The 20,912-nt window shown below is 70.8% G+C and carries 17 protein-coding genes and 1 pseudogene; 11 read left to right on the top strand and 7 right to left on the bottom strand.

Annotated features, from left to right (window positions below):
- Positions 1 to 6: 6 nt before the first annotated feature.
- Genes ffh through rimM form a run of 4 tightly spaced genes read left to right on the top strand, consistent with a single transcriptional unit; the run spans position 7 to position 2,999 of the window.
- Positions 7 to 1,593 carry a signal recognition particle protein gene (gene ffh / locus FVA80_RS27755; RefSeq protein ID WP_147906392.1) on the top strand — a complete coding sequence of 529 codons (1,587 nt, stop codon included), beginning with the start codon at positions 7 to 9 and terminating at the stop codon, positions 1,591 to 1,593.
- Positions 1,590 to 1,925, top strand: coding sequence for a chorismate mutase (locus tag FVA80_RS27750; RefSeq protein WP_147906391.1), 336 nt, complete (start codon positions 1,590 to 1,592; stop codon positions 1,923 to 1,925). The genes ffh and FVA80_RS27750 overlap by 4 nt, the downstream gene beginning before the upstream one ends.
- A 4-nt stretch (positions 1,926 to 1,929) precedes the next feature.
- The gene (rpsP, locus tag FVA80_RS27745; protein WP_007559476.1) at positions 1,930 to 2,292 is read left to right on the top strand and encodes a 30S ribosomal protein S16; all 363 of its coding nucleotides are present in this window, start codon (positions 1,930 to 1,932) and stop codon (positions 2,290 to 2,292) included.
- A gap of 11 nt (positions 2,293 to 2,303) precedes the next feature.
- Positions 2,304 to 2,999 (top strand): ribosome maturation factor RimM, encoded by a 696-nt coding sequence (rimM, locus tag FVA80_RS27740; protein ID WP_147906390.1) that lies wholly within the window; start codon positions 2,304 to 2,306, stop codon positions 2,997 to 2,999.
- A 49-nt stretch (positions 3,000 to 3,048) separates the two neighbouring features.
- Here the strand turns inward: rimM and FVA80_RS27735 are convergent, their stop codons facing one another.
- Entirely contained in the window at positions 3,049 to 3,969 is a 921-nt protein-coding gene (locus FVA80_RS27735; protein WP_147906389.1) for a LysR family transcriptional regulator, read from the bottom strand.
- A gap of 92 nt (positions 3,970 to 4,061) precedes the next feature.
- Between FVA80_RS27735 and FVA80_RS27730 the strand changes: the two genes are divergently transcribed.
- Positions 4,062 to 4,868: an NAD(P)H-dependent oxidoreductase gene (locus FVA80_RS27730; protein WP_147906388.1), complete on the top strand. Its 807-nt coding sequence runs from the start codon at positions 4,062 to 4,064 to the stop codon at positions 4,866 to 4,868.
- Between the two features lie 18 nt (positions 4,869 to 4,886).
- On the opposite strand, the gene FVA80_RS27725 is transcribed toward FVA80_RS27730, so the two are convergent.
- Complete coding sequence (locus FVA80_RS27725) at positions 4,887 to 5,624, bottom strand: methyltransferase domain-containing protein (RefSeq protein WP_147906387.1); 738 nt, start codon at positions 5,622 to 5,624, stop codon at positions 4,887 to 4,889.
- 74 nt (positions 5,625 to 5,698) lie between these two features.
- Here FVA80_RS27725 and trmD point away from each other — a divergent pair.
- Together trmD and FVA80_RS27710 are read left to right on the top strand one after the other, a co-directional pair.
- Positions 5,699 to 6,425 (top strand): annotated as a pseudogene (gene trmD / locus FVA80_RS27720) (tRNA (guanosine(37)-N1)-methyltransferase TrmD).
- Positions 6,426 to 6,778: 353 nt separating this feature from the next.
- Complete coding sequence (locus tag FVA80_RS27710; protein ID WP_147906384.1) at positions 6,779 to 7,945, top strand: phosphoserine transaminase; 1,167 nt, start codon at positions 6,779 to 6,781, stop codon at positions 7,943 to 7,945.
- 497 nt (positions 7,946 to 8,442) lie between these two features.
- On the opposite strand, the gene FVA80_RS27705 is transcribed toward FVA80_RS27710, so the two are convergent.
- The 3 genes from FVA80_RS27705 to tesB form a co-directional block, all read right to left on the bottom strand.
- The gene (locus tag FVA80_RS27705; RefSeq protein ID WP_147906383.1) at positions 8,443 to 9,954 is read right to left on the bottom strand and encodes an ammonium transporter; all 1,512 of its coding nucleotides are present in this window, start codon (positions 9,952 to 9,954) and stop codon (positions 8,443 to 8,445) included.
- Between the two features lie 66 nt (positions 9,955 to 10,020).
- The gene (locus FVA80_RS27700; RefSeq protein WP_147855545.1) at positions 10,021 to 10,359 is read right to left on the bottom strand and encodes a P-II family nitrogen regulator; all 339 of its coding nucleotides are present in this window, start codon (positions 10,357 to 10,359) and stop codon (positions 10,021 to 10,023) included.
- Positions 10,360 to 10,910: 551 nt separating this feature from the next.
- Positions 10,911 to 11,810: an acyl-CoA thioesterase II gene (gene tesB / locus FVA80_RS27695; RefSeq protein WP_147906382.1), complete on the bottom strand. Its 900-nt coding sequence runs from the start codon at positions 11,808 to 11,810 to the stop codon at positions 10,911 to 10,913.
- Between the two features lie 95 nt (positions 11,811 to 11,905).
- Here tesB and FVA80_RS27690 point away from each other — a divergent pair, with 95 nt between their 5' ends.
- Positions 11,906 to 13,177: an FAD-dependent monooxygenase gene (locus FVA80_RS27690; RefSeq protein ID WP_147906381.1), complete on the top strand. Its 1,272-nt coding sequence runs from the start codon at positions 11,906 to 11,908 to the stop codon at positions 13,175 to 13,177.
- A gap of 2 nt (positions 13,178 to 13,179) precedes the next feature.
- Here the strand turns inward: FVA80_RS27690 and FVA80_RS27685 are convergent, their stop codons facing one another.
- Together FVA80_RS27685 and FVA80_RS27680 are read right to left on the bottom strand one after the other, a co-directional pair.
- Entirely contained in the window at positions 13,180 to 14,706 is a 1,527-nt protein-coding gene (locus tag FVA80_RS27685; RefSeq protein WP_147906380.1) for a glycosyltransferase, read from the bottom strand.
- Positions 14,707 to 14,725: 19 nt separating this feature from the next.
- Entirely contained in the window at positions 14,726 to 17,833 is a 3,108-nt protein-coding gene (locus FVA80_RS27680; RefSeq protein WP_147906379.1) for a rhamnan synthesis F family protein, read from the bottom strand.
- Positions 17,834 to 18,170: 337 nt separating this feature from the next.
- Between FVA80_RS27680 and FVA80_RS27675 the strand changes: the two genes are divergently transcribed.
- The 3 genes from FVA80_RS27675 (at position 18,171) to FVA80_RS27665 (ending at position 20,905) form a co-directional block, all read left to right on the top strand.
- Positions 18,171 to 18,719 carry a formaldehyde-activating enzyme gene (locus FVA80_RS27675; RefSeq protein ID WP_058192649.1) on the top strand — a complete coding sequence of 183 codons (549 nt, stop codon included), beginning with the start codon at positions 18,171 to 18,173 and terminating at the stop codon, positions 18,717 to 18,719.
- A 267-nt stretch (positions 18,720 to 18,986) separates the two neighbouring features.
- Positions 18,987 to 19,991, top strand: coding sequence for a MoxR family ATPase (locus tag FVA80_RS27670; protein WP_147906378.1), 1,005 nt, complete (start codon positions 18,987 to 18,989; stop codon positions 19,989 to 19,991).
- Between the two features lie 2 nt (positions 19,992 to 19,993).
- A complete protein-coding gene (locus FVA80_RS27665; RefSeq protein ID WP_147906377.1) occupies positions 19,994 to 20,905 on the top strand; it encodes a DUF58 domain-containing protein in 912 nt (303 codons plus the stop codon).
- The last annotated feature ends 7 nt before the right edge of the window (positions 20,906 to 20,912 follow it).

Here is a 20,912-nt window from a genome sequence, read left to right as displayed (position 1 = left end):
AAAACCATGTTCGAAGGCCTGTCCGACCGCCTGTCCGGCATCCTCTCGGGGCTCACCCGCCGGGGCGCCCTGACCGAAGCCGACGTCACCGCGGCGATGCGCGAGGTCCGCCGCGCCCTGCTGGAAGCCGACGTGGCTCTGGAGGTCGTGCGCGGCTTCACCGACCGGGTGAAGGAGAAGGCGGTCGGCGCCGTCGTGCTCAAGTCGGTCACCCCCGGCCAGATGGTCGTCAAGATCGTCAACGACGAGCTGGTGGCGATGCTCGGCACGGATGCGGAGGTGATCGACCTCAACGCCCCGGCGCCAGTGCCGATCCTGATGGTCGGCCTCCAGGGCTCGGGCAAGACCACCACCACCGCCAAGATCGCCCGGCGCCTGTCCGAGCGCGAGAAGCGCCGCGTCCTGCTGGCCTCCCTCGATACCCGCCGCCCGGCCGCCATGGAGCAGCTCGCGGTGCTGGCCAAGCAGGTCGGCGTCGAGAGCCTGCCGATCGTGGCCGGCCAGTCGGCGGTGCAGATCGCCAAGCGCGCCATGGAGGCGGCCCGCCTCGGCGGCTTCGACGTGGTGATGCTGGACACCGCCGGCCGCACCACGGTCGACGAGGCCCTGATGGTCGAGGCGGCCGAGGTGAAGGCCGCGACGCGGCCCCACGAGGTGCTGCTGGTCGCCGACGCGCTGACCGGCCAGGACGCGGTCAACACCGCCCGCGCCTTCGACGAACGGCTCGGCGTCACCGGCATCGTGCTCACCCGCATGGACGGCGATTCCCGCGGCGGCGCGGCGCTCTCGATGCGCGCCGTCACCGGCAAGCCGATCAAGCTCGTCGGCACCGGCGAGAAGGTCGACGCGTTGGAGGAGTTCCACCCGGCCCGCGTTGCCAACCGCATCCTCGGCATGGGCGACATCGTCTCCCTGGTCGAGAAGGCCGCCGAGACCATCGACCACGAGCAGGCGCTCCGCACCGCGGAGAAGATGCGCAAGGGCAAGTTCGACCTGGAGGACCTCTCCATGCAACTCGCCCAGATGGAGAAGATGGGCGGCATCGGCGGCCTGATGGGCATGCTGCCCGGCATGGGCGCCATGAAGAAGCAGGTCGAGGGCGCCAACCTCGACGAGAAGATGTTCAAGCGCCAGCGGGCGATCATCTCGTCGATGACCCCGCACGAGCGGAAGAACCCCGATCTGCTGAAGAACTCCCGCAAGAAGCGCATCGCGGCGGGCTCCGGCGTCGATGTCTCGGAGATCAACAAGCTCCTGAAGATGCACCGGACCATGGCCGACATGATGAAGGCGATGGGCTCGGGCAAGCGCGGCATCGGGCAGGCCCTCGGCTCGATGTTCGGTCTCGGCGGCGGTGGCATGGGCGGCGGCATGCCGGGAGGCCTTCCGCCGGGCATGCCCGAGCCGACGCCCGAGCAGATCGCGCAGATCGAGAAGCAATTCGGCGGCAAGCTGCCGCCGATGCCGCCGGGCCTGGGCGGGGGCGGACTGGGCGGCGGCCTGGGTGGAATGCCGAAGATGCCGGGGCTTCCCGGCCTCGGCGGCCCGAAGCTGCCCGGTCTCGGCGGCTTCATGCCGGGGAAGAAGAAATGAGCGTCCTCGCTGCCCAAGCGGTCGATCCCGAACTCGCCCGCCTGCGCGACAGCATCGACAATTTCGATGCGGCGCTGATCCATCTGCTCGCCGAGCGCTTCCGCTGCACGCAGCGGGTCGGCGAGCTCAAGGCCCGAAAGGGGATCCCCCCTTCCGATCCGGACCGGGAGGCGCGTCAGGTCGCCCGGCTCCGCACACTCGCGGTCGAGGCCAAGCTCGACCCCGACTTCGCCGAGAAGTTCCTGGCCTTCGTGGTCAAGGAGGTCATCCGGCACCACCAGACGATCGCGGCCAACCATGCGCCGTCGGTCGACGAACAGAGAAAGTCCTAAGACAATGGCCCTGAAGATCCGTCTCACGCGCGGTGGCGCCAAGAAGCGTCCGTACTACCGCATCGTCGTCGCCGACGCCCGCGCCCCCCGCGATGGCCGCTTCATCGACAAGGTCGGCGCCTACGACCCGATGAAGGCCAAGGACGATCCGGCCCGGATCCAGCTCGACGCCGAGAAGATCCAGGGCTGGCTCGCCAAGGGCGCGCAGCCGACCGACCGGGTCCTGCGCTTCCTCGACCAGGCCGGCCTCGCCAAGCGCCCGACGCGCAACAACCCGCAGAAGGCCGAGCCCGGCGAGAAGGCCAAGGAGCGCGCGACCAAGCGCGCCGAGAAGGCCGCCGCGCCCGCCGAGGACGCCGCGGCCTGAGGCTCGAGGCCATGGCACGCCGCCCCGCTGGTCCATCCTCCCGCGACGGCGGTCGCCGTGGCCGCGCTGGCACGGCTATCGGCGCAATCGCGCCCGAGGCCGCGACCTCGCCCAAGGCACCGGCCCCCAAGCCGGTGGCCCCGCCCGTGCCGCCCGACCCGAACCTCGTCCTCCTGGGCGAGTTCGGCCGCGCGCACGGGCTCAACGGCGAGATCCGCCTGAAATCCTACACCGGCGATCCGTTGGCGATCGCCGGCTACGGCCCGCTGATGACCTCCGACAATCGCACGCTGACCCTGTCGGCCGTGCGCACCGCCCCGGGATCCTCCCCCGACATCTTGATCGCCCGGGTCAAGGATATCGGCAGCCGCAGCGCTGCCGAGACGCTCAACCGCGTCGCCCTGTTCATCCCCCGCGACCGCCTCGCGGAGCCCGACGACGACGACGAGGTCTATGCAGCCGACCTCGTGGGGACCACGGCGGTGGACGAGGCCGGCAACGTCGTCGGCACGGTCGTCGCGGTTCCGAATTACGGTGGCGGCGACCTGCTCGAGCTCAAGCCCGCCGCGGGCGGCGCCACGGCGCTGCTGCCCTTCACCAAGGCGTTCGTGCCGGTCCTCGACCTCGCGCAGCGGCGGGTAACCGTGGTGCTGCCAGAGGATTTCTTCGCGCCGGTGGGCGAGAAGCCGGCCGACGATCCGGGCTGAGTGTTCTGACAGGCTCAGGCTGGGTGCCGGTGCGTGATCGGCCACCCGCTTAGGGCCTGTCGATTCCGGGAAGCTCGGCAAGCGCGGCCGCCAGGGCATCGACCACCAGACGGATACGCCGGATGCGGATGCGGCCCGGCACGATCAGGATCGAGAGTTGGACCGGCGCGGGCGCGTAGTCCGGCAGGACGTGCTCGATCGCCCCCACCGCCAGCAGATCGTCCACGAGCCAGATATGGGCGGCCGCGATGCCACGCCCCTGCGCCAGGGCCTCGCGGGCGGCCAAGCCGTGGTCGACCAGCAAGCGGCCGCCCACTGGGACGCGGGATGTCGCGCCGTCCGGCCCGTACAGGCACAGCGTGTCGCTGCCGGCAACGTTGCTCATGCGGATGATTGAATGCCGCACCAGGTCGTCCGGTTTCTCGGGCCGGCCGTGATCTGCGAGATAGCGCCGGGACGCCACCAGGATCCGGCGCGAGCGACCGACGGCCTTGCGCTGCAGGCTGCTCTCCGCCAGCGGGCCGAGCCGGATCGCGACATCCGTCGCCTCGCGCACGAGGTCGATCCGCTCGTCGGTCAAACCGAGATCGACGCTGAGTCCCGGATAGTGATCCTGGACTGCGAACAGCGCCCGGCAGACGTGTCGAACGCCCAGGGCCGCCGTGCATGACACGCGCACCGTGCCGGTCAGGCCGCCCCCCGCGTTCCGGACGCCGTCCGCGGCCTCCTCGACCATCCGCAGGATGGTGCGCGCCTCGGCGTGGAAACGCGTGCCCTCGTCGGTCAGGGTGACCCGCCGCGTGGTCCGGTTCAGCAAGCTGGCGCCCAGGGCGGCTTCGAGTTCGGCCACGTGCCGGCTGACAGTCGATTGACCGACGCCCTGCTCGCGCGCCACGGCCGACAGGCTGCCGCGCTCGACCACGCGGACGAAGCTCCGCATCCGCTCCAGCGTGACGCTCGATTGATCCATTGCGCGGAACGATCCTATCCCGCCGTTCCGTCTACCGGATGGCCTGGCGGCCTTCTAGCTTCGCGGCTCTTCCTCCCCAGCGAGCCCGCCTCATGAAGATTCTCGTCGTCTCAGCCCATCCGGATCCGGCATCGCTGACGAACGCGTTGCGCCGCGCGGCGGTGGACCAACTGGAGTCGGACGGACACGAAGTCCGCGTCACCGACCTCTACGCAGAGGGCTGGAAGAGTGCCATCGATCGGGCCGACTTCCCGATCCTACCGGACGCGGCGCGCCTGCGGGTCCCGGCCGCATCCAGCGCGGCGTTCCTCACCGGGACCCTGACCGACGACGTAACCACCGAACAGGCCAAGCTGCTCTGGGCGGATGCGCTGATCCTGGCGTTCCCGCTCTGGTGGTTTTCGATGCCGGCGATCCTGAAGGGATGGATCGACCGGGTCTACGCCTATGGGTTCGCCTACGGGGTGGGCGAGCACAGCGAGACCCGCTGGGGCGACCGTTACGGCGAGGGCACCCTCGCCGGCAAGCGCGCGATGCTGGTGGTGACGGCCGGCGGCTGGGAGACGCATTACGGCCCCCGGGGGATCAACGGGCCGATCGATGACCTGCTGTTCCCGATCCAGCATGGCGTGCTGTTCTACCCGGGCTACGCCGTGCTCCCGCCTTTCGTCGTGTATCGGGCCGACAGCATGAGCGAGAGCGGCTTCGCGGCCTCCGCGGAGAGCCTTCGGGCCCGGATGCGCGCGCTGTTCAGCACGGATCCCATCCCGTTCCGGCGGCAGAACGGCGGCGCTTACGCGATCCCCTCCATGGAGTTGCGGCCCGACCTGGTCCCGCATCTCACCGGTTTCGCGGCCCACCTCGATACGGCGCTGCCGGGCACCGCCGACACGCCCTGACCGCACGATCCGGACCGCTCAGCGCGGCGTCGCGGCATCCCGGCACGGGCGGATCGTCTCCGGGCGCGGCCTCTCATCCGGCGCAGGGGCCGCGAACACCGCCAGGTAGGCACCGCCGTTCAGGGGGTGAAACCCCGTCTCGCGGTAACCGGCGGCGGCGAGTTCGCAGCGCAGGAGCGCCGGCGGGGTGCCGTGCCGCGACGGGATGTCGTCGGCGTCCACGATGCCGACCCGGCCGCCCGGGCGCATCGCCGGGGCGAGGTTGTGCAGCAGGCCGAAGGGCTGGGCGATCTCGTGGTACATGTGCACGAGGATGGCGGCATCGACCGAGTTGGGCGGCAGCCGCGGGTCGTGGGGCTCGCCGCGCACGACGGTGACGTTGTCGAGCGCCGTCACGCGCTTTTCGAGGCTCGCCAGATAGGCGGGGGTCACGTCCTCGGCCAAGACCTTGCCGCCGGGCCCGACCCGCGGGCTCAGGCGCACCACGTAATAGCCGCTGCCGGCGCCGATATCGGCCACCGTCTCACCCGGGGCGATGCCCATCCCACGGGCGACAGCCTCGAACTCGCCTGCCTTGTCGCGCGCGGCCTCCGCCGACCATTGCGGCGCCACGATCTCGGCCACGGGCCGGTCGGGCTTGGGGAACGCCCCGGCGGGGGCGCCCGGGGGCGCCAGGGGCCCGGCCGCGAGGGCCGGTCCCGCCAGGAGGGCAGGTCCCGCCAAGAGGGCCGTGAGGAGAAGGGTGCGCCGGATCATCGCCGACAACCCGCCGGGGACCGAACGGTGCCCGGGCCGTTGACCGTGCCGCACCCGGCGCGCGATCAAGCGCCATGACGCGCGCGGAAACGCCCTGGCGGGCCACGATCCTCACTCTCTACCCGGAGATGTTCCCGGGCCCGCTCGGCGTGTCGCTGTCCGGCGACGCGCTCGCCCGGGGCGACTGGAGCCTGGAGGCGCGCAACATCCGTGAGCACGGGCTCGGCCGCCACCGCTCGGTGGACGACACGCCGGCCGGCGGCGGCGCCGGGATGGTGCTGCGCTGCGACGTGCTCGCCGCCGCCATCGACGCCGCGACCGGGGCGGACGATCGCGGCCCCGGCTGCTGATGTCGCCCCGCGGCCGGCCGCTCAGCCAGGCCAGGTGCGGGACCTCGCCGCCGGCCCCGGGGCGCTGATCGTCTGCGGCCGGTTCGAGGGCGTCGACGAGCGGGTCATCGCCGGCCGCGGCCTGGAGGAGGTCTCCATCGGCGATTACGTGCTGTCCGGGGGCGAGATCGCCGCCCTTGTGGTGCTCGACGCCTGCGTCCGGCTCCTGCCCGGTGTGATGGGCAAGGCGCAATCGGGCGTCGAGGAAAGCTTCGAGGGCGGGCTCCTGGAATACCCGCACTACACGAGGCCCCGCGATTGGGAAGGCCGGCCGATCCCGGAGGTGCTGTCGGGCGGCAATCACGGAGCCATCGCCCGGTGGCGGCGGGCGGAGGCCGAACGCATCACCTCCGAGCGGCGCCCGGACCTTCAGGCGGGTTCCAGATCGATCACGGGCCCGTCGCACTCGTAGTCCAGCGGATCGAGCTGCAAGGGCTGTACGGCGGAGGACCGGAGCCGGCCCGCGAGGGCGAGGCGGGTCGCTAACGCGCCGATAACCATAAGTAAAACCGACCAAGCCGAGACTATTGCAGTACTGTGGAAAGACATCAGCGTACCTCGAACGCAACACGGCACGCCATTAAGGCTAACGACCCAAGATTAATCGACGGTTCCGTAGGCCCGAACAGCCTGTCCCGGGCAGGGGCACGCACCGAAGACTGCAACCCGGACAAGCGCTTGCCAGAGGCCCGGATTGGGCGCATGCGCGGTTCCGGGACACTCCTCCCCGCCGAGGAGCGCCCATCTGCAAGGATGGATCCGACGATGAGCCGACCCGACAGGCGCCCGCGCGTTCCCCACTTCTCGTCCGGCCCCTGCGCCAAGCGTCCGGGCTGGAGCCCAGCCGCCCTAGACGGTGCCGCGCTCGGCCGCTCGCACCGCTCCAGCATCGGCAAGGCCAAGCTCGGCCGGGCGATCGACCTGACCCGCTCGGTGCTGCAGGTGCCCGCCGATTACCGCATCGGCATCGTGCCGGCCTCCGATACCGGCGCCGTCGAGATGGCGATGTGGACGCTGCTCGGGCCCAAGCCCGTGGAGGTCGCCGCCTGGGAGGCCTTCGGCAAGGAGTGGGTCACCGACGCGCTCAAGCAGCTCAAGATCGCGCCCAGGATCCACCAGACGCCCTACGGCGTGCTTCCGGACCTGTCGGCGATCGACACCAGGAATAACGACGTGGTCTTCACCTGGAACGGCACCTCCGCCGGCGTGAAGGTCCCGAACGGCGACTGGATCGCCGCCGACCGCGCGGGCCTGACCATCTGCGACGCCACCTCGGCGGCCTTCGCGCAGCCGCTGTCCTGGGACAAGCTCGATGTCGTGACCTTCTCCTGGCAGAAGGTGATGGGCGGCGAAGCCGCGCACGGCATGCTGGTGCTCTCGCCCCGGGCGGTCGAGAGGCTGGAGAGCCACGTCCCGGCCTGGCCGCTGCCGAAGGTGTTCCGACTGACGAAGGACGGCAAGCTGATCGAGGGCATCTTCAAGGGCGACACGATCAACACGCCCTCGATGCTGGCGGTGGAGGACTACCTCGACACCCTCGACTGGGCCGTGCGGATCGGGGGCCTGCCGGCGCTCCACGCCCGGGCCAACGCCAACGCCAAGGCGATCTACGACTGGGTCGCCCGGACCCCGTGGATCGCGCCGCTGGCGGTCGACCCCGCGACCTACTCGAACACCGGCGTCTGCCTGGTAATCGCAGACCCGGACGTGCTCGCCCGCGGCGACGCGGCGGTGGCGGCGCTTGCATCGGGTATCGTCGAGCGCCTGGACCGCGAGGGCGTCGCCCTCGACATCGGCGCCTACCGCGACGCCCCGGCCGGCCTGCGGATCTGGTGCGGCGCGACGGTGGAGACGGCCGACCTCGAAGCGCTGACGCCGTGGCTGGACTGGGCGTTCGCGGAGGAGAAGGCGGCACTGGCCCAGGCAGCGTAGCGCACTCGCCGCCGACTCGTCGCGCCGACCGCTTCGCGCGACGCGTATCGTCGTGCGACGAGGCCCACCAGGACGCGCCGCGCCGCCGTCCGCTACGCGTAGACGCTGCGTGACCGATTTCACGCCGCCCCTCGCGAAGCCTCTGCACGACAATGGCGACCGCTTCTTTCGAAGCGGATGCGGTGATCATGAGACCGGGCGGCATGCGCAGGCTGGCCGGAAGGTCGCCGTCGATGCCGCCATCGGATTCCGCCCTCCCCCGCGTCAGTCCGCCGTCCTCGCGAGCTGCGCGCAGCAATTCGGCGCGGCGTGCAATCTCCGGATGCGGCGTATCACCGGGTTGCGTCGCTGCGCACTGACGGTGTGGACCGGATCTACGTCGGGCGTGCTTCGGCGCGTCGGTCGACGGCACAACATGAAGACAAAAAACCCCGGCCCTCGCGGAGCCGGGGTTTTCATGTCAGCGGCGCGACCCCGGAGGGCCGCGCCGTTCATTCTCAGTAGTTGTAGGCGCGCTCGCCGTGGTCGGCGATGTCGAGGCCCTCGCGCTCCTCTTCCTGGGTCACACGCAGGCCGATCGTCAGGTCGACGAGCTTGTAGAGGATCGCCGAGCCGATGCCGGACCACAGCAGGGTCAGGCCGACCGCCTCCGCCTGGATGATGAGCTGGCTCACCATGTCGTAGGCGCCGACTGCCAGTTCGCCCGGCTTGGAGGTGTAGTCGGGGATGCCGACGCCACCGAGGTTCGGATCGACCAGGATGCCGGTCGCCAGGGCGCCCAGGATGCCGCCGATGCAATGCACGCCGAACACGTCGAGGGAGTCGTCGTAGCCCAACGCGTTCTTCACGGTGGAGCACATCACGAAGCAGACCACGCCGGCCACGAGGCCGAGCACGATCGAGCCCATCGGGCCGGCAAAGCCCGAGGCCGGTGTGACGGCCACGAGGCCGGCTACCGCGCCCGAGAGCATGCCGAGCAGCGACGGCTTGCCCTTGAGCGCCCACTCGGCGAACAGCCACGCCACCGCGGCGCCGCAGGTCGCCACGAAGGTGTTGAGCATCGCCAGCGCGGCGGTGCCGTTGGCCTCGAGGTTCGAGCCGGCGTTGAAGCCGAACCAGCCGACCCACAGCAGCGAGGCGCCGATCATGGTCATGGTCAGCGAGTGCGGGGCGAGCAGGTCGCGGCCGTAACCGATGCGCTTGCCCATGATCAGGCAGCCGACGAAGCCGGCGATGCCCGCGTTGATGTGCACCACGGTGCCGCCGGCGAAGTCGAGGGCACCCTTCTGGAAGAGGAAGCCCGCATCCTTGTTGACCGCGTCGAGCGCCGCCTGGGCGGTCGCCTTCGAGGCGTCGTCGGTGGCGGCGGCCAGCGCCTTGGCGGCGTTGCCGACGGCATCCGGGCCGGCCCAGTACCAGACCATGTGGGCCATCGGGAAGTAGATGAGCGTGACCCAGAGGATCGTGAACACCACCAGGGCGGAGAACTTCATCCGCTCCGCGAAGGCGCCGACGATCAGCGCCGGGGTGATCATCGCGAACGTCATCTGGAAGCACAGATAGGCGTATTCGGGGATCACGACGCCGTTGGAGAAGGTCGCCACCGTCGAGTTGGCGTCGATGCCCTTCAGGAACGCCTTCGACAGGCCGCCGACGAAGTCGTTGATGCCGCCGCCGTTGGTGAAGGCGAGGCTGTAGCCGTAGAACACCCACAGCAGGCCGACGATCGACACGATCGCGAACACCTGGGTCAGCACCGACAGCATGTTCTTGGTGCGCACGAGGCCGCCGTAGAACAGCGCCAGGCCCGGCACGCTCATCAGCAGCACGAGGGCCGCGGAGATCATCATCCAGGCGGTGTCGCCCTTGTTGGGCAGCGGCACGGCCGCGGCGGCCGGCGCCGCGGAGGCGGCTTCCGGAACCGGGGTCTGCGCGAGGGATGGCTCGATCAGGAGGGCGGCGAGCGCCGCGCCTCCCAAGCCGAGCATCAAGGCGTTACGGACTTTCATGGACAGGTGGCTCCGGTCACGATGCGTTGCGCGTTGCGTAAAGGTTGAGGCTGTCGGCGGGCCGGCTCAGAGCGCGTCGGCGTCGGTCTCGCCGGTCCGGATGCGCACCGCCTTCTCGAGGGGCAGCACGAAGATCTTGCCGTCGCCGATCTGGCCGGTGCGGGCCGCCGCCGCGATGGCGTCGATGACGCTGGCGGTCAGGTCGGAGGCGACCGCGACCTCGATCTTGAGCTTGGGCAGGAAGCTCACCGCGTATTCCGCGCCGCGGTAGATCTCGGTGTGGCCCTTCTGGCGGCCGTAGCCCTTCACTTCCGTCACCGTCAGGCCGTGGACGCCGATTCCGGTGAGCGCGTCGCGCACCTCCTCCAGCTTGAACGGCTTGATGATGGCCATCACGATCTTCATGGGCGGCGCCCCCTAACCGAGTCCCTGGGAACCGATGCCGTCGCCCGATCCACGCAGCGGCTCGAACCGAGCCGCCCGCCGAGCCGGGCTGGCCCGCGGTTGAGCGGGGCTATTCAAGGACTATGCCACCCGAGCTTGGCAGGGAACTTTTCAGGCGGGCGCGGTTATGCCCAGCAAATAGACCTATCAGGCGAAGCTGTGGGCAGGCCGCGCCGGATGGCTGCCTAGAACACGTGCAAACGATTGATAAATGGGCACATAGCAGCGGTGCAATTCTGCAACGCACGTTGGCGAAGGCGTCTTAATCCTCGGGCGAGGGACGATTCGATCACTTATGGGGCCCTGTTAGAACCCTATCGCCTCGCGCGCCCGTCGCTCAGTCCGGCGCCGCAGAGCGAAGCCCGAAGCCCAGACACGCAGGTGGCGTAAGTCGGGGAATCGGCCGCGGATCCGAATCCCAGGCTCGGCTTCGGCGCGCCGAGATGACGGCGCAGTTCAGCCGGCCGGCGCCGCCGCGCGGATCGGACGCGAAGATGTGCCGCGCCATGACCTCATCCCCCGTGGGGTCGAATGAGACCTTCCTGCGCAACGGACGCGACGAGTTTGCCGGCGCGGTCGAAGATCTGGCCGCGGGCGAAGCCGCGCGCGCCGCCGGCGGCGGGGCTGTCCTGAGCATAGAGCAGCCAGTCGTCGATCCGGACTGGGCGGTGGAACCACAAGGCGTGGTCGAGGCTGGCTGCCTGGATGTCGGGGTCGAACACCGAGCTGGCATGCGGGATAAGAGACACGTCGAGCAAGGTCATGTCAGAGGCGTAGGCCAGCACCGCACGGTGCAGGGCCGGGTCGTCCGGCAGCGCCGAGGCCGCCCGCAACCAGACATTGAAGACCGGCTCGGGGCGCGACCCATCCTTGCGTCGGGCAATGTAGCGGTCAAGATCGACCGGGCGCAGTTCGATCGGGCGCTCGCGGCCGAAATAGGCGGCGACAGCCTCCGGCATGCCGGCGGCACCGGCGGCCGCCAGCGCCTTGCCGTCGAGGAGGCCGTCCGGCCCGGCCACGTCCGGCATGGTCGGCTGGTGCTCGAACCCGCCCTCGGAGACCTGGTAGGAGATCGTGGTGGCGAAGATCGCCCGCCCGTGCTGGATCGCCTTGACCCGCCGGGTGGTGAAGCTGCGCCCGTCGCGGATGCGCTCGACCTCGTAGACGATCGGCGCGCGGGGATCGCCCGGCAGCATAAAATAGGCGTGGAGCGAATGGGCCGGCCGGTCGTCCGGCACCGTGCGGGTGGCGGCCACGAGAGCCTGCGCCACCACCTGGCCCCCAAACACCCGGCGCCAGCCGGTCTTCGGGTTCTGGCCGCGGAACAGGTCGACCTCGAGACGTTCGAGGTCGAGGATGGCGATGAGCTCGGCGACCGCGTCGGTCATCGCGTCGGTGGTGGCGTCGGTCATGAGTCGCGGGGTTTCCGTTCATCGTCCAAACGCGACATAGGCCTTTCGGGCGGAGCGATCCACGCGCTCGGCCCCCAGATCGGAGATCCGTGACGATGACGGCCCAGACGCCCCGCCCCGGCAGCCGCAGCCTCCTGATCGCCGGAGGCGGCCTCGCCAGCCTCGCCCTGGCCTTCGCACTCAAGCAGGCCCACGGGCCGGCTCTGGCCGTGACCGTGATCGACCCGCACGGCGCCGACCCCGCACGGCACCGCGGCCGCGCCTACGCGCTGGCAGCGGGTGGGCGGCGGATGCTGACGCAGCTCGGGCTGTGGGAGCGAATCGCGGCCTCCGCCGAGCCGATCGCCGAGATGGTGATCTCCGACAGCCGATTGGCCGACCCGGTGCGGCCGGTGTTCCTGACCTTCGGGCGGGAGGAGGAGGACCAGGCCGACCGGGCGGTGGGCGAGCCTTTCGCCCACATGGTCGAGGCCGAGCCCCTGGCGCGCGCGCTGTCCGAGGCCTGCCTGGACGGGGGCGTCGCGATCGTCACAGGGGGCGTGGTGCGGGCGCTGCCTGAGGGCGTGGCGATCCGGACGGAGCTGACCACGGGCGAGAGCCTCCGGGCCGACCTGCTGGTGGCCGCCGACGGCGCGCGTTCCCGCCTGCGGGAGGCTGCGCGGATCGGCTGGGTCGGCTGGTCCTATCCGCAGGTCGGGATCGTGGCCACGATCGGGCATACCCGGCCGCACCAGGGCCGAGCCTTCGAGCACTTTTTGCCCGCCGGCCCCTTCGCGATCCTGCCCCTGCGGGACGGCGGCACGCTGGGCCACCGCTCCTCGATCGTCTGGACCGAGCGGGCCGACGAGGCCGACGCGCTGCTCTCGGGCGAGCCCGACGAGGTGCTGGCCGAGATCGAGCGCCGGTTCACCCTGGATCTGGGAATGCTGGCCCTGGAGCACGGCCCGAGCCGGCACCCGCTGGCCTTCGGCATCGCCCGGGCGTTCTGGGCCGACCGGCTGGCGCTGCTCGGCGATTCCGCCCACGTCATCCACCCGATCGCCGGCCAGGGCCTCAATCTCGGCTTGGCGGACGCCGCGGCTTTGGCCGAGGCGGTGACCGGCGCCCTGCGGCTCGGGCTCGATCCCGGCAGCCCGGACGTGCTGCAGGCCTATGAGCGCGCCCGCCGGTTCGACAGCTTCGCCATGGCGGCAGCCACCGACGGGCTGAACCGGCTGTTCTCCAACGACGCCCTGCCGCTGCGGCTCGCGCGCGACCTCGGCCTCGGGATCGTCGACCGCCTGCCCGGTCTCAAGCGGTTCTTCATCGGCGAGGCCGCGGCCTCACGGGGCACGCGGCCCCGGCTGATGCGCGGCGAGGCGCTGTAGAGTCAGGAGGGCCGGCGCTCGCTCACCCAGCGGGCCGCGTCGGCCCGGGGGGCGACCACATCGGTGTCGGTGCGCAGCTGCGGGCTGTAGGCCGGGTCGTCGGTCAGCACGTCGTCCCAGCGGCGCAGGAAGCGCGAGATCTGCGAGCCCGGGGCGAAGCTGGTCTGCCGGGAGGCGCTCTCGCGGTGCGCCATCTCGGCGAACGGCGTGTAGACGATGCGGTAGCCGAGCATCCGCAGCTTGAAGCACAGATCGACGTCGTTGAAGTCGAGCGCAAAACTCTCGTCGAAGCCGTCGACCGCTTCCAGCACCGCCTTGCGGGTGGCGAACAGCGCGCCGGTCACCGACGAGCAGTCGCGCTGCGCCAGCGCCCAGTCGCCGTAGGTCGGCTCGGCCGCGTCGCGGTTGTACCAGGGGTGGGCGCAGACGTCGAAGATGCCGCCGAACATGCCGGCGTGCTGGATCTTGCCGCTCGGGAACAGCAGCCGCCCGCCGACGCCGCCGACGCCGCGGTCGAGCGCGAAGGTCAGCAGCGCCTCGATCCAGCCGGGGCGGCGCACAACGAGGTCGTCGTTCATCAGGATGACGAGGTCGGTCTCGGCGGCGCGCCAGAGGGTGTTCATCTTGGCCGCGTAGTTGAAGGGTGCGCCCTCGGGCCGGGTGGTGAGCAGGCGGGTCACCGCGAACCGGTCGGACCGGCCGCGATAGATCGCGTCGTCGGCCTTGTCGTCGCCGATCAGCACCCGGATCCGGTCGGCCGGGTAGCTGCTGCGGGCGAGGCTGTCGAGGAGGGTGATGACGTGCGGCTTGGCGCCCGCGATCGGGCTCCCGTCCTCGTTCCGGGGCCTGGTCTGGGCGGTGGGCACCACCAGGGTCACGGGCGGGCGCGCATCGAGGCTGCGGCGGATCTCCAGCGTGTCCGGGGTCAGGCCCGGGGCGGTGCGCAGGGGCGCGCCCGAGCCCTGGAACCAGCGGTCGAGCACGTCGGCGCGGGCGGCGCGCTTCGCCTTCGGACGGACGAGCGGCGAGGCGATCAGCGTCTGCGGGATCCGGTCGATGCCGATGCCCGCCGAGAGCGCGTCGAGCAGCAGCCGGAACCAGGCGGCGTTGCCGGTACGCCGGCCGAAATCCGGGGTCAGGCCTGCCAGGGCCGAGACGCGGATCACCAGCGGGAAGCCGATATAGTCGTCGGCCATGAGGAGCGCCGGGTTGAAGGCCGGCTTGCAATGGACGCTGCGGACCTGGCCCGCGCCGTCCATCACGGCGTCGTCGCCGTAGAAGATGCCGATATCCGGCCGCTCGGCCATTGCGGCGAGGATCGGTGCGAACAGCTCCGGATGCAGATCGGACGCCGCCGGGGCCACGAACACGGCCCGGCAGGCGGGCAGCTGGCCGGCGGCGACCTGGCCGAGCTTGCGGTCGTCGACCGGGTGGAAGCGCTCGTCGAGGGGCAGCGGCAGGATCGCGTCCGGCCAGGCGCGCGCGCTCCATGAGGCCGACGGGGCCGGGACCGGCTTCTTGTTCAACACGGATCGCGTCTCCCGGGCGTCAGGTACGTTCGGCCTTGAGAAGGCGCGACAGGCTCGCCTCCATGGCGGCGGCCACCGCGCCGATCGACAGGCGCTCGCGGATCCGCGCGCGGGCGGCGGCGCCGATCCGGGCGGCATCGCCGCTCGCCACCGCCCGGGCGGCGTCGGTGAGCGCGCGGGCGAGGTCGTCCTCGTCCACCTGCCCCCATTCGGCGCCGCGCAGATATGGCCCGTAGGTCTGGTCCAGGGCGGCGATCTCGGCCTTCACCGGGAAGCCGCAGGTGGCGTCGAGGAAGTCGCGGCTGCCGCCGTAATCGGTGGCGACCACGACCTTGCCCATCTCCATCGCCTCGGCGATCGTCAGGCCGAAGCCTTCCGAGGAATGCGACGAGGCGTAGACCGCGCAGAGCTCGAACAGGGCGCCGAGTTCGTTCTGGGACAGCGGCTGATCGATCACCACCACGTCCCCGGCCTTGCCGACGAGGTCGAGCAGCTTCTTGCCCTCGTCGGGCAGGTCGAACACGTGCTTGGTCTTGAGCACGAGCTGCCAGGCGGATTGCGCCAGCCCCGCCGCCCGGAACGCGCGGATCAGCGCGTGCGGATTCTTGCGGGCGAGGTAGCTCGACCCGTCGAAGGCGTAGAGGATGACCTTTTTGGCCGGGTCGATGGAGAACGCCTTGCGCAGGTTGGCCTTGGCGGCGGCGCTCGCCGGCTCGCCGGGCTCGTTCTCGACCACGTAGGGCACGACATCGACCGGGATGTCGGTGATCTGGCGGAAGATCGCGGCGCAGAACTCCGTGGGCGCCCAGATCGCGTCGAGGCCGTCCACGGTGGGCAGCCAGCCCCCGGGCACGTGCGAGGTCTCCCAGACGAACAGCCCGATCTTGAGCCGGGCGCTCGCGGCGATGTCGAGCTGCCGCTCGCTCATCAGCGAGTGCCAGCTGTCGCCGTTGAAATGGACCAGGGCGACGTCCGGCGCCCCCGAGAAGGTCCGGGCCTGCCAGCCCGGCCCGACCCGGGCATGGACGTGGAACGACCGCTCCATCGGATGCACGTTCAGGGCGAACGGCGCCCGGTGCAGCGCCCGCACGTAGCTGCGCGCCGCGACGCCGAGCCCGTTGGCGTAGTTCATCGGCGAGACGTAGGAGACGCGCAAGGGCCGCTCCGGCGCCTTCGGCCTGCGCAGGTCGGCCCAGATCTTGGGGCCGGGATACGTGAAGGTCTGGTCGAGCCGGTCGAGGTCGAAGCCGCGCTCGCCGATGGCCTCGCGCACCGCCGCGCCGCCGATCGCGGCGTGCTCGCCCAGGAGCGAGCGCTTCACGAACGGGAAGCCCTGGGTCAGCATGTTCTCCCAGTCGAACAGGGTGCGGTTGTTGCGCGGGTCGTTGACGAGCGTCATGTGCTTGTTCTGGGCCGAGAACAGGCTGCGCATGCCGAGCCCCGCGGCCCGCATCCGTCCTGAGAAGGTCAACTCGTACTCGGTGATGACTGTGTTCTTGTCCGGCCAGTTTGCCACCGACTGGATGAAGTGGTTGAACGCGTAGGAGGACACGCAGCGCTTCTTCAGGGCCAGGAAGAAGCTTTGCAGGTGGTGACTGTAGTAGAAGTTGTCGGCGAGTCCGATCACCGCCTCGGGGTAGGCATCGATCTTCGCCAGCATCCCCGCGAAGTCGCCGCTGTCGAGGGGGCCGACCAGGCTGTCGTTGGCGAGATACAGGGTCTCGGAATCGAGTAGGTCGTCGTCCTCAAGGAGGACATGGGCCCAGGCGGCGAAATCGAAGCCGGTGTTTTCGCGCAGGTAGGCCGAGGCGCAGAGCTTCAGGATCGCCTCCGGCACCGCGGTCTTGTGCTGGTCGGCCGCGATGATGAGCACGATGTCGATGCCGTTCTCGGCAAACGCCCGCAGGTAGGGCTCGACATGGCCGCGGATGCGCCCCTCCGGCGCGTGGGTGATGAACAAGGCCGTGCGGCCGTGCCGGCGCGGCTCCCGCTTCAGGCAGGACAGCCGGGCGTCGGCGGCCTCCGGAACGGCGGTGCCGGCGACCCGGCGGGTCAGCCGCCCCGCCTCGAGCCCGGTGATGACGTAGTCGACCAGGGGGTTGAGCCCGAGCGCCGCGACCCGGGGGTAGCGGGCGAGGTACCAGGGCGCGTCGAAGCGCGGGGACGGGCTCGTGCGCCGGCCGTTGTCGGCCAGGAAGTGCGCAAGCGGATTGGCATCCGTCGCGTCGTCGGCGAGATAGGTTTCGGTGTACCAGCGCGTATCGAACCAGGGGCCGGGATCGAGCCCCTCCCGGGCGCCGTGCTCCAGGAAGTGCACCAGCGGGTTGAGGCTGTCGGCGCGCACCGCCGCCGATTGGGCGGCGTACCAGTCGGGGTCGAACAGGGGATGCGGGGCGTAGCGGCGGTAGCCGCCCGCCATCACGTAATGCTCCAGCGGCTCGAGCCCGCTGGTCTCGGCCTCGGGGCAGCGCCCGCGGTAGAACTCCGCGTCGAAGATCCCGGAGCGGCGGATCAGGTCGACGTGCCGCGACAGCCCGGCGAATTCCTCGGGGGTGCGCAGATAGCCCTGCTTCCGCCCGGTCTCGAAATAGTGACTGAGCGCGATGCCGCCCGCCTCCCGGGCATCGGGGTAGCGCGACCGGTACCAAGCGGAATCGAACAGTGGCGACGGGTCGGTGTCGGGGCTTTTCAGGAAGTGGAAGAACGCCCAGGCGCGGGCGTCGGCGCCGCCGAGATAGCGCTGCGCGTACCAGTCCGGGTCGAACAGCGGGTTGGGGGCGATGCCGGCATCGGCGCCGCGCTCGACGTAGTGGATCAGCGGGTTCACGCCCTCGGCGCGCAGGCCCGGGACGGCGTCGAGGTAGCGGTCGCCGTGGAACAACGGCGACGGCCAGCGCCCCTCCCGCCCGCCATGGACCGCGTAGTGCACGAGCGGGTCGATCCCCTCGCCGACCACGTCGGGATAGCGCCGCCCGTACCAGGCCGGATCGAACAGGCCCGAGGCCTTCACGGCCGCCACGAGATCCGCTTGCCGGGGCTCGCTCGTCCGCCGCCGCTTCAGGCGCCGGGCCAGAGGGCGCGTGAGGGACCGCGCGGGCCCGGCGACGAACACATCTCGAAGGCGCATGGTGAGTACCGGATACGCGGGAGGCCCGCTGTGCTGCCTACGCCGCAATCCGCGAGAGACATCAGGGTGTTCAGCCGGTCGCCCCGGCCTCGCGGGCCTTCCTACTGGTCCGGCTCGCCCGAGCCAAGGGCCGGGGTAGATTGGGCCGGGGTAGATTGGGCCGGGGCAGGTTGGGCCCGGACAGATCGGACCGAGGCAGGTTCACGTAGACGGCAGCGGCATCGCGGCGGGGCCGACGGATGCCGGAGCGCGTGCTAGAGGGGGCGCCGTCGATCCAGCCGGCACCGCCGCAGCGGCCGCCCCCGCCCCGTGCCGCAACCCTTTGGAGCCAACCCTTATGAGTGAACGCATCATCCTCCGCGCCGGCGAGGCGCTCGTGGCGGGCGGCCCGCCGAACACCGCGTCCGAGCCGGAGGTCATCATCGGAGAGCTGGACGGTCCCGTCGGCACCGCGATCGCGACGCTGACGGGCGACCAGGTGGTCGGCCACAGCCGCGTCTTCGCGCTCCTCAACACCGACATCATGGTCCGGCCGGTAACGCTCTGCGTCTCCAAGGTCAGCGTGACCGAGAGCAAGTACACCTCGATCCTGATGGGCACGGTGCAGTTCGCCATCGCCAACGGCGTGCTCGACGCCGTGCGGGCCGGCTACATCCCCAAGGAGAAGGCCAACGACCTCGGCATCATCTGCTCGGTCTGGCTGAGCCCCGGCGTGATCCAGGCCGAGACGGTGGACCACAAGGCGCTGTTCGAGATCCAGCGCAAGGGCATGACCGAGGCGATCCGCAAGGCCATGACCAACGAGCCGTCGATCGACTGGCTGCTCGAGAACCAGGACAAGATCGTGCACAAGTATTACACGATGGGTCTCGAAGGTAAGATCTGACCCGCGCGCTAAACAAGCAGTCCCGGGAAGCGGTGGCGGACCAAACGACTTCGCTCCCGGGCATCGGCCAGCGCAAAACGTAAGGGTGTGCGGCTTCCTGGAGGGGGCGCCCCCGAAGCTGGTACCCGACGTTGCATTGCCGCGCGGATCCCACCGCGAATCGGCGTGCGGCGATCCCGACCTTGCCAGCCCGGTGCGAACGGCCCCACATTGACCGGATGACCGGCGGGGCACCTTGGGTACCTCGCACAGGAGACGGACAACGGCATGACGCAGGCGATCAGCCCGGCCACCAGCCTCGACGACGGCATCGTGGCCACCGCGGAGAGCTGCCTCGCCGCCGTGGGTCAGGCGCGGGACGCGATCCACGGGGTGATCTTCGGCCAGGAGAAGGTCGTCGATCTCGCCCTTGTGACGATCCTGGCCGGCGGCCACGGCCTGCTCGTCGGCCTGCCGGGGCTCGCCAAGACCAAGCTGGTCGAGACGCTGGGCACTGTGCTCGGCCTCGACGCGCGGCGCGTGCAGTTCACCCCGGACCTGATGCCGTCCGACATCCTCGGCACCGAGATCCTGGAGGAGGATGCCGAGCGCCGCAGGGCGTTCCGGTTCGTGCAGGGGCCGGTCTTCACCCAGCTCCTGATGGCCGACGAGATCAACCGGGCGAGCCCGCGGACGCAATCGGCCCTGCTCCAGGCGATGCAGGAGGGCCACGTCTCGGTGGCCGGCGTCCGCCACGACCTGCCGCGGCCGTTCCACGTGCTCGCCACCCAGAACCCGATCGAGCAGGAGGGCACCTACCCGCTGCCCGAGGCGCAGCTCGACCGCTTCCTGCTGGAGATCGATGTCGGCTATCCCGACCGCGCCGCCGAGCGCCGCATCCTGATCGAGACCACCGGCATCGACGAGGTGCGCCCGCACGCTGTGATGTCCACCGACCAGTTGCTCACCGCCCAGCGCCTGGTGCGCCGGCTCCCCGTGGGCGAAGCCGTGGTGGAGGCGATCCTCGACCTCGTGCGCGCCGCCCGGCCCGACGGAGGCGATCCGCTGGTGAAGGACAAGCTGCTCTGGGGGCCCGGCCCCCGCGCCAGCCAGGCGTTGACGCTGGCCGCCCGCGCCCGCGCCCTGATCGAGGGCCGGGTCGCGCCCTCGGTGGCCGACGTGAAGGCCCTGGCGGAGCCGGTGCTCAAGCACCGGATGGCGCTCAGCTACACCGCCCGCGCCGACGGCGAGACGATCGAGGGCCTGATCGGCAAGCTCGCGGAGAAACTCTGATCTTGGTCGCCACCCACGCCCTCGACGCAGGCAGGCGCAGCCCCGGCCGGCGCGAGAGTGAGGGCGCGACGGCCCTCTCCGAAAGGATGCCCCGCCTCGTGCTGGAGGCGCGGCGGGTATCGAGCCTGCTGGCCCACGGCCTGCATGGTCGCCGCCGGGCCGGGCCGGGCGAGAGCTTCTGGCAGTTCCGCCCCTTCGTCACCGGTGAGGCCGCCGCGCGGGTCGACTGGCGCCGCTCGGCCCGGGACGACCGGCTCTACGTACGCGAGCGGGAATGGGAGGCGGCCCACAACATCTGGCTGTGGATGGACCGCTCCGCGTCGATGGGGTTTTCGTCCGACCTGGCCTCGGCGTCCAAGATCGAGCGGGCCCTGGTCCTCGGGCTGGCGCTGGCCGACGCCTTCGTGGAGGGCGGCGAGCGTGTCGGGCTCCTGGGGTTGACCCGGGCGACGGCATCGCGGGGCATCGTCGAGCGGATGATCCAGGCGCTGGTCGCCGACAAGGCGGGCCTAAATCAGGACCTGCCGCCCCGGGCGAGCCCGGCGCGCTTCGACGAGGTCGTTCTGATCGGCGACTTCCTCACCGATCCCGCCCGGATCGCGACCGCGGTCCAGGCCCTGGCCGGACGGGGCAGCCGCGGCCACCTGCTGATGGTCGTGGACCCGATCGAGGAGACCTTCCCGTTCTCGGGCCAGGCCGTGCTGCACGACCTCGAAGGCGGGCTCAGCCTCGATATCGGCGACGCCGATTCCTGGGGCGTCCGCTACCGCGCCCGAATCGCGGAGCATCGCGCCGCCCTGCAGGCGATCGCCCGCCAGCAGGGTTGGACACTCACCCTTCACCGCACCGACCGCCCGGCGAGCGAGGCGGCCCTGCGGCTCGCCACGCTGATCGCCGCGCGCGGCCCGGAGTGAGGCCGCC

The sequence above is a fragment of the Methylobacterium sp. WL1 genome (assembly GCF_008000895.1).
GTDB lineage: Bacteria > Pseudomonadota > Alphaproteobacteria > Rhizobiales > Beijerinckiaceae > Methylobacterium.
This window is presented reverse-complemented; position numbering and strand designations above follow the sequence as displayed.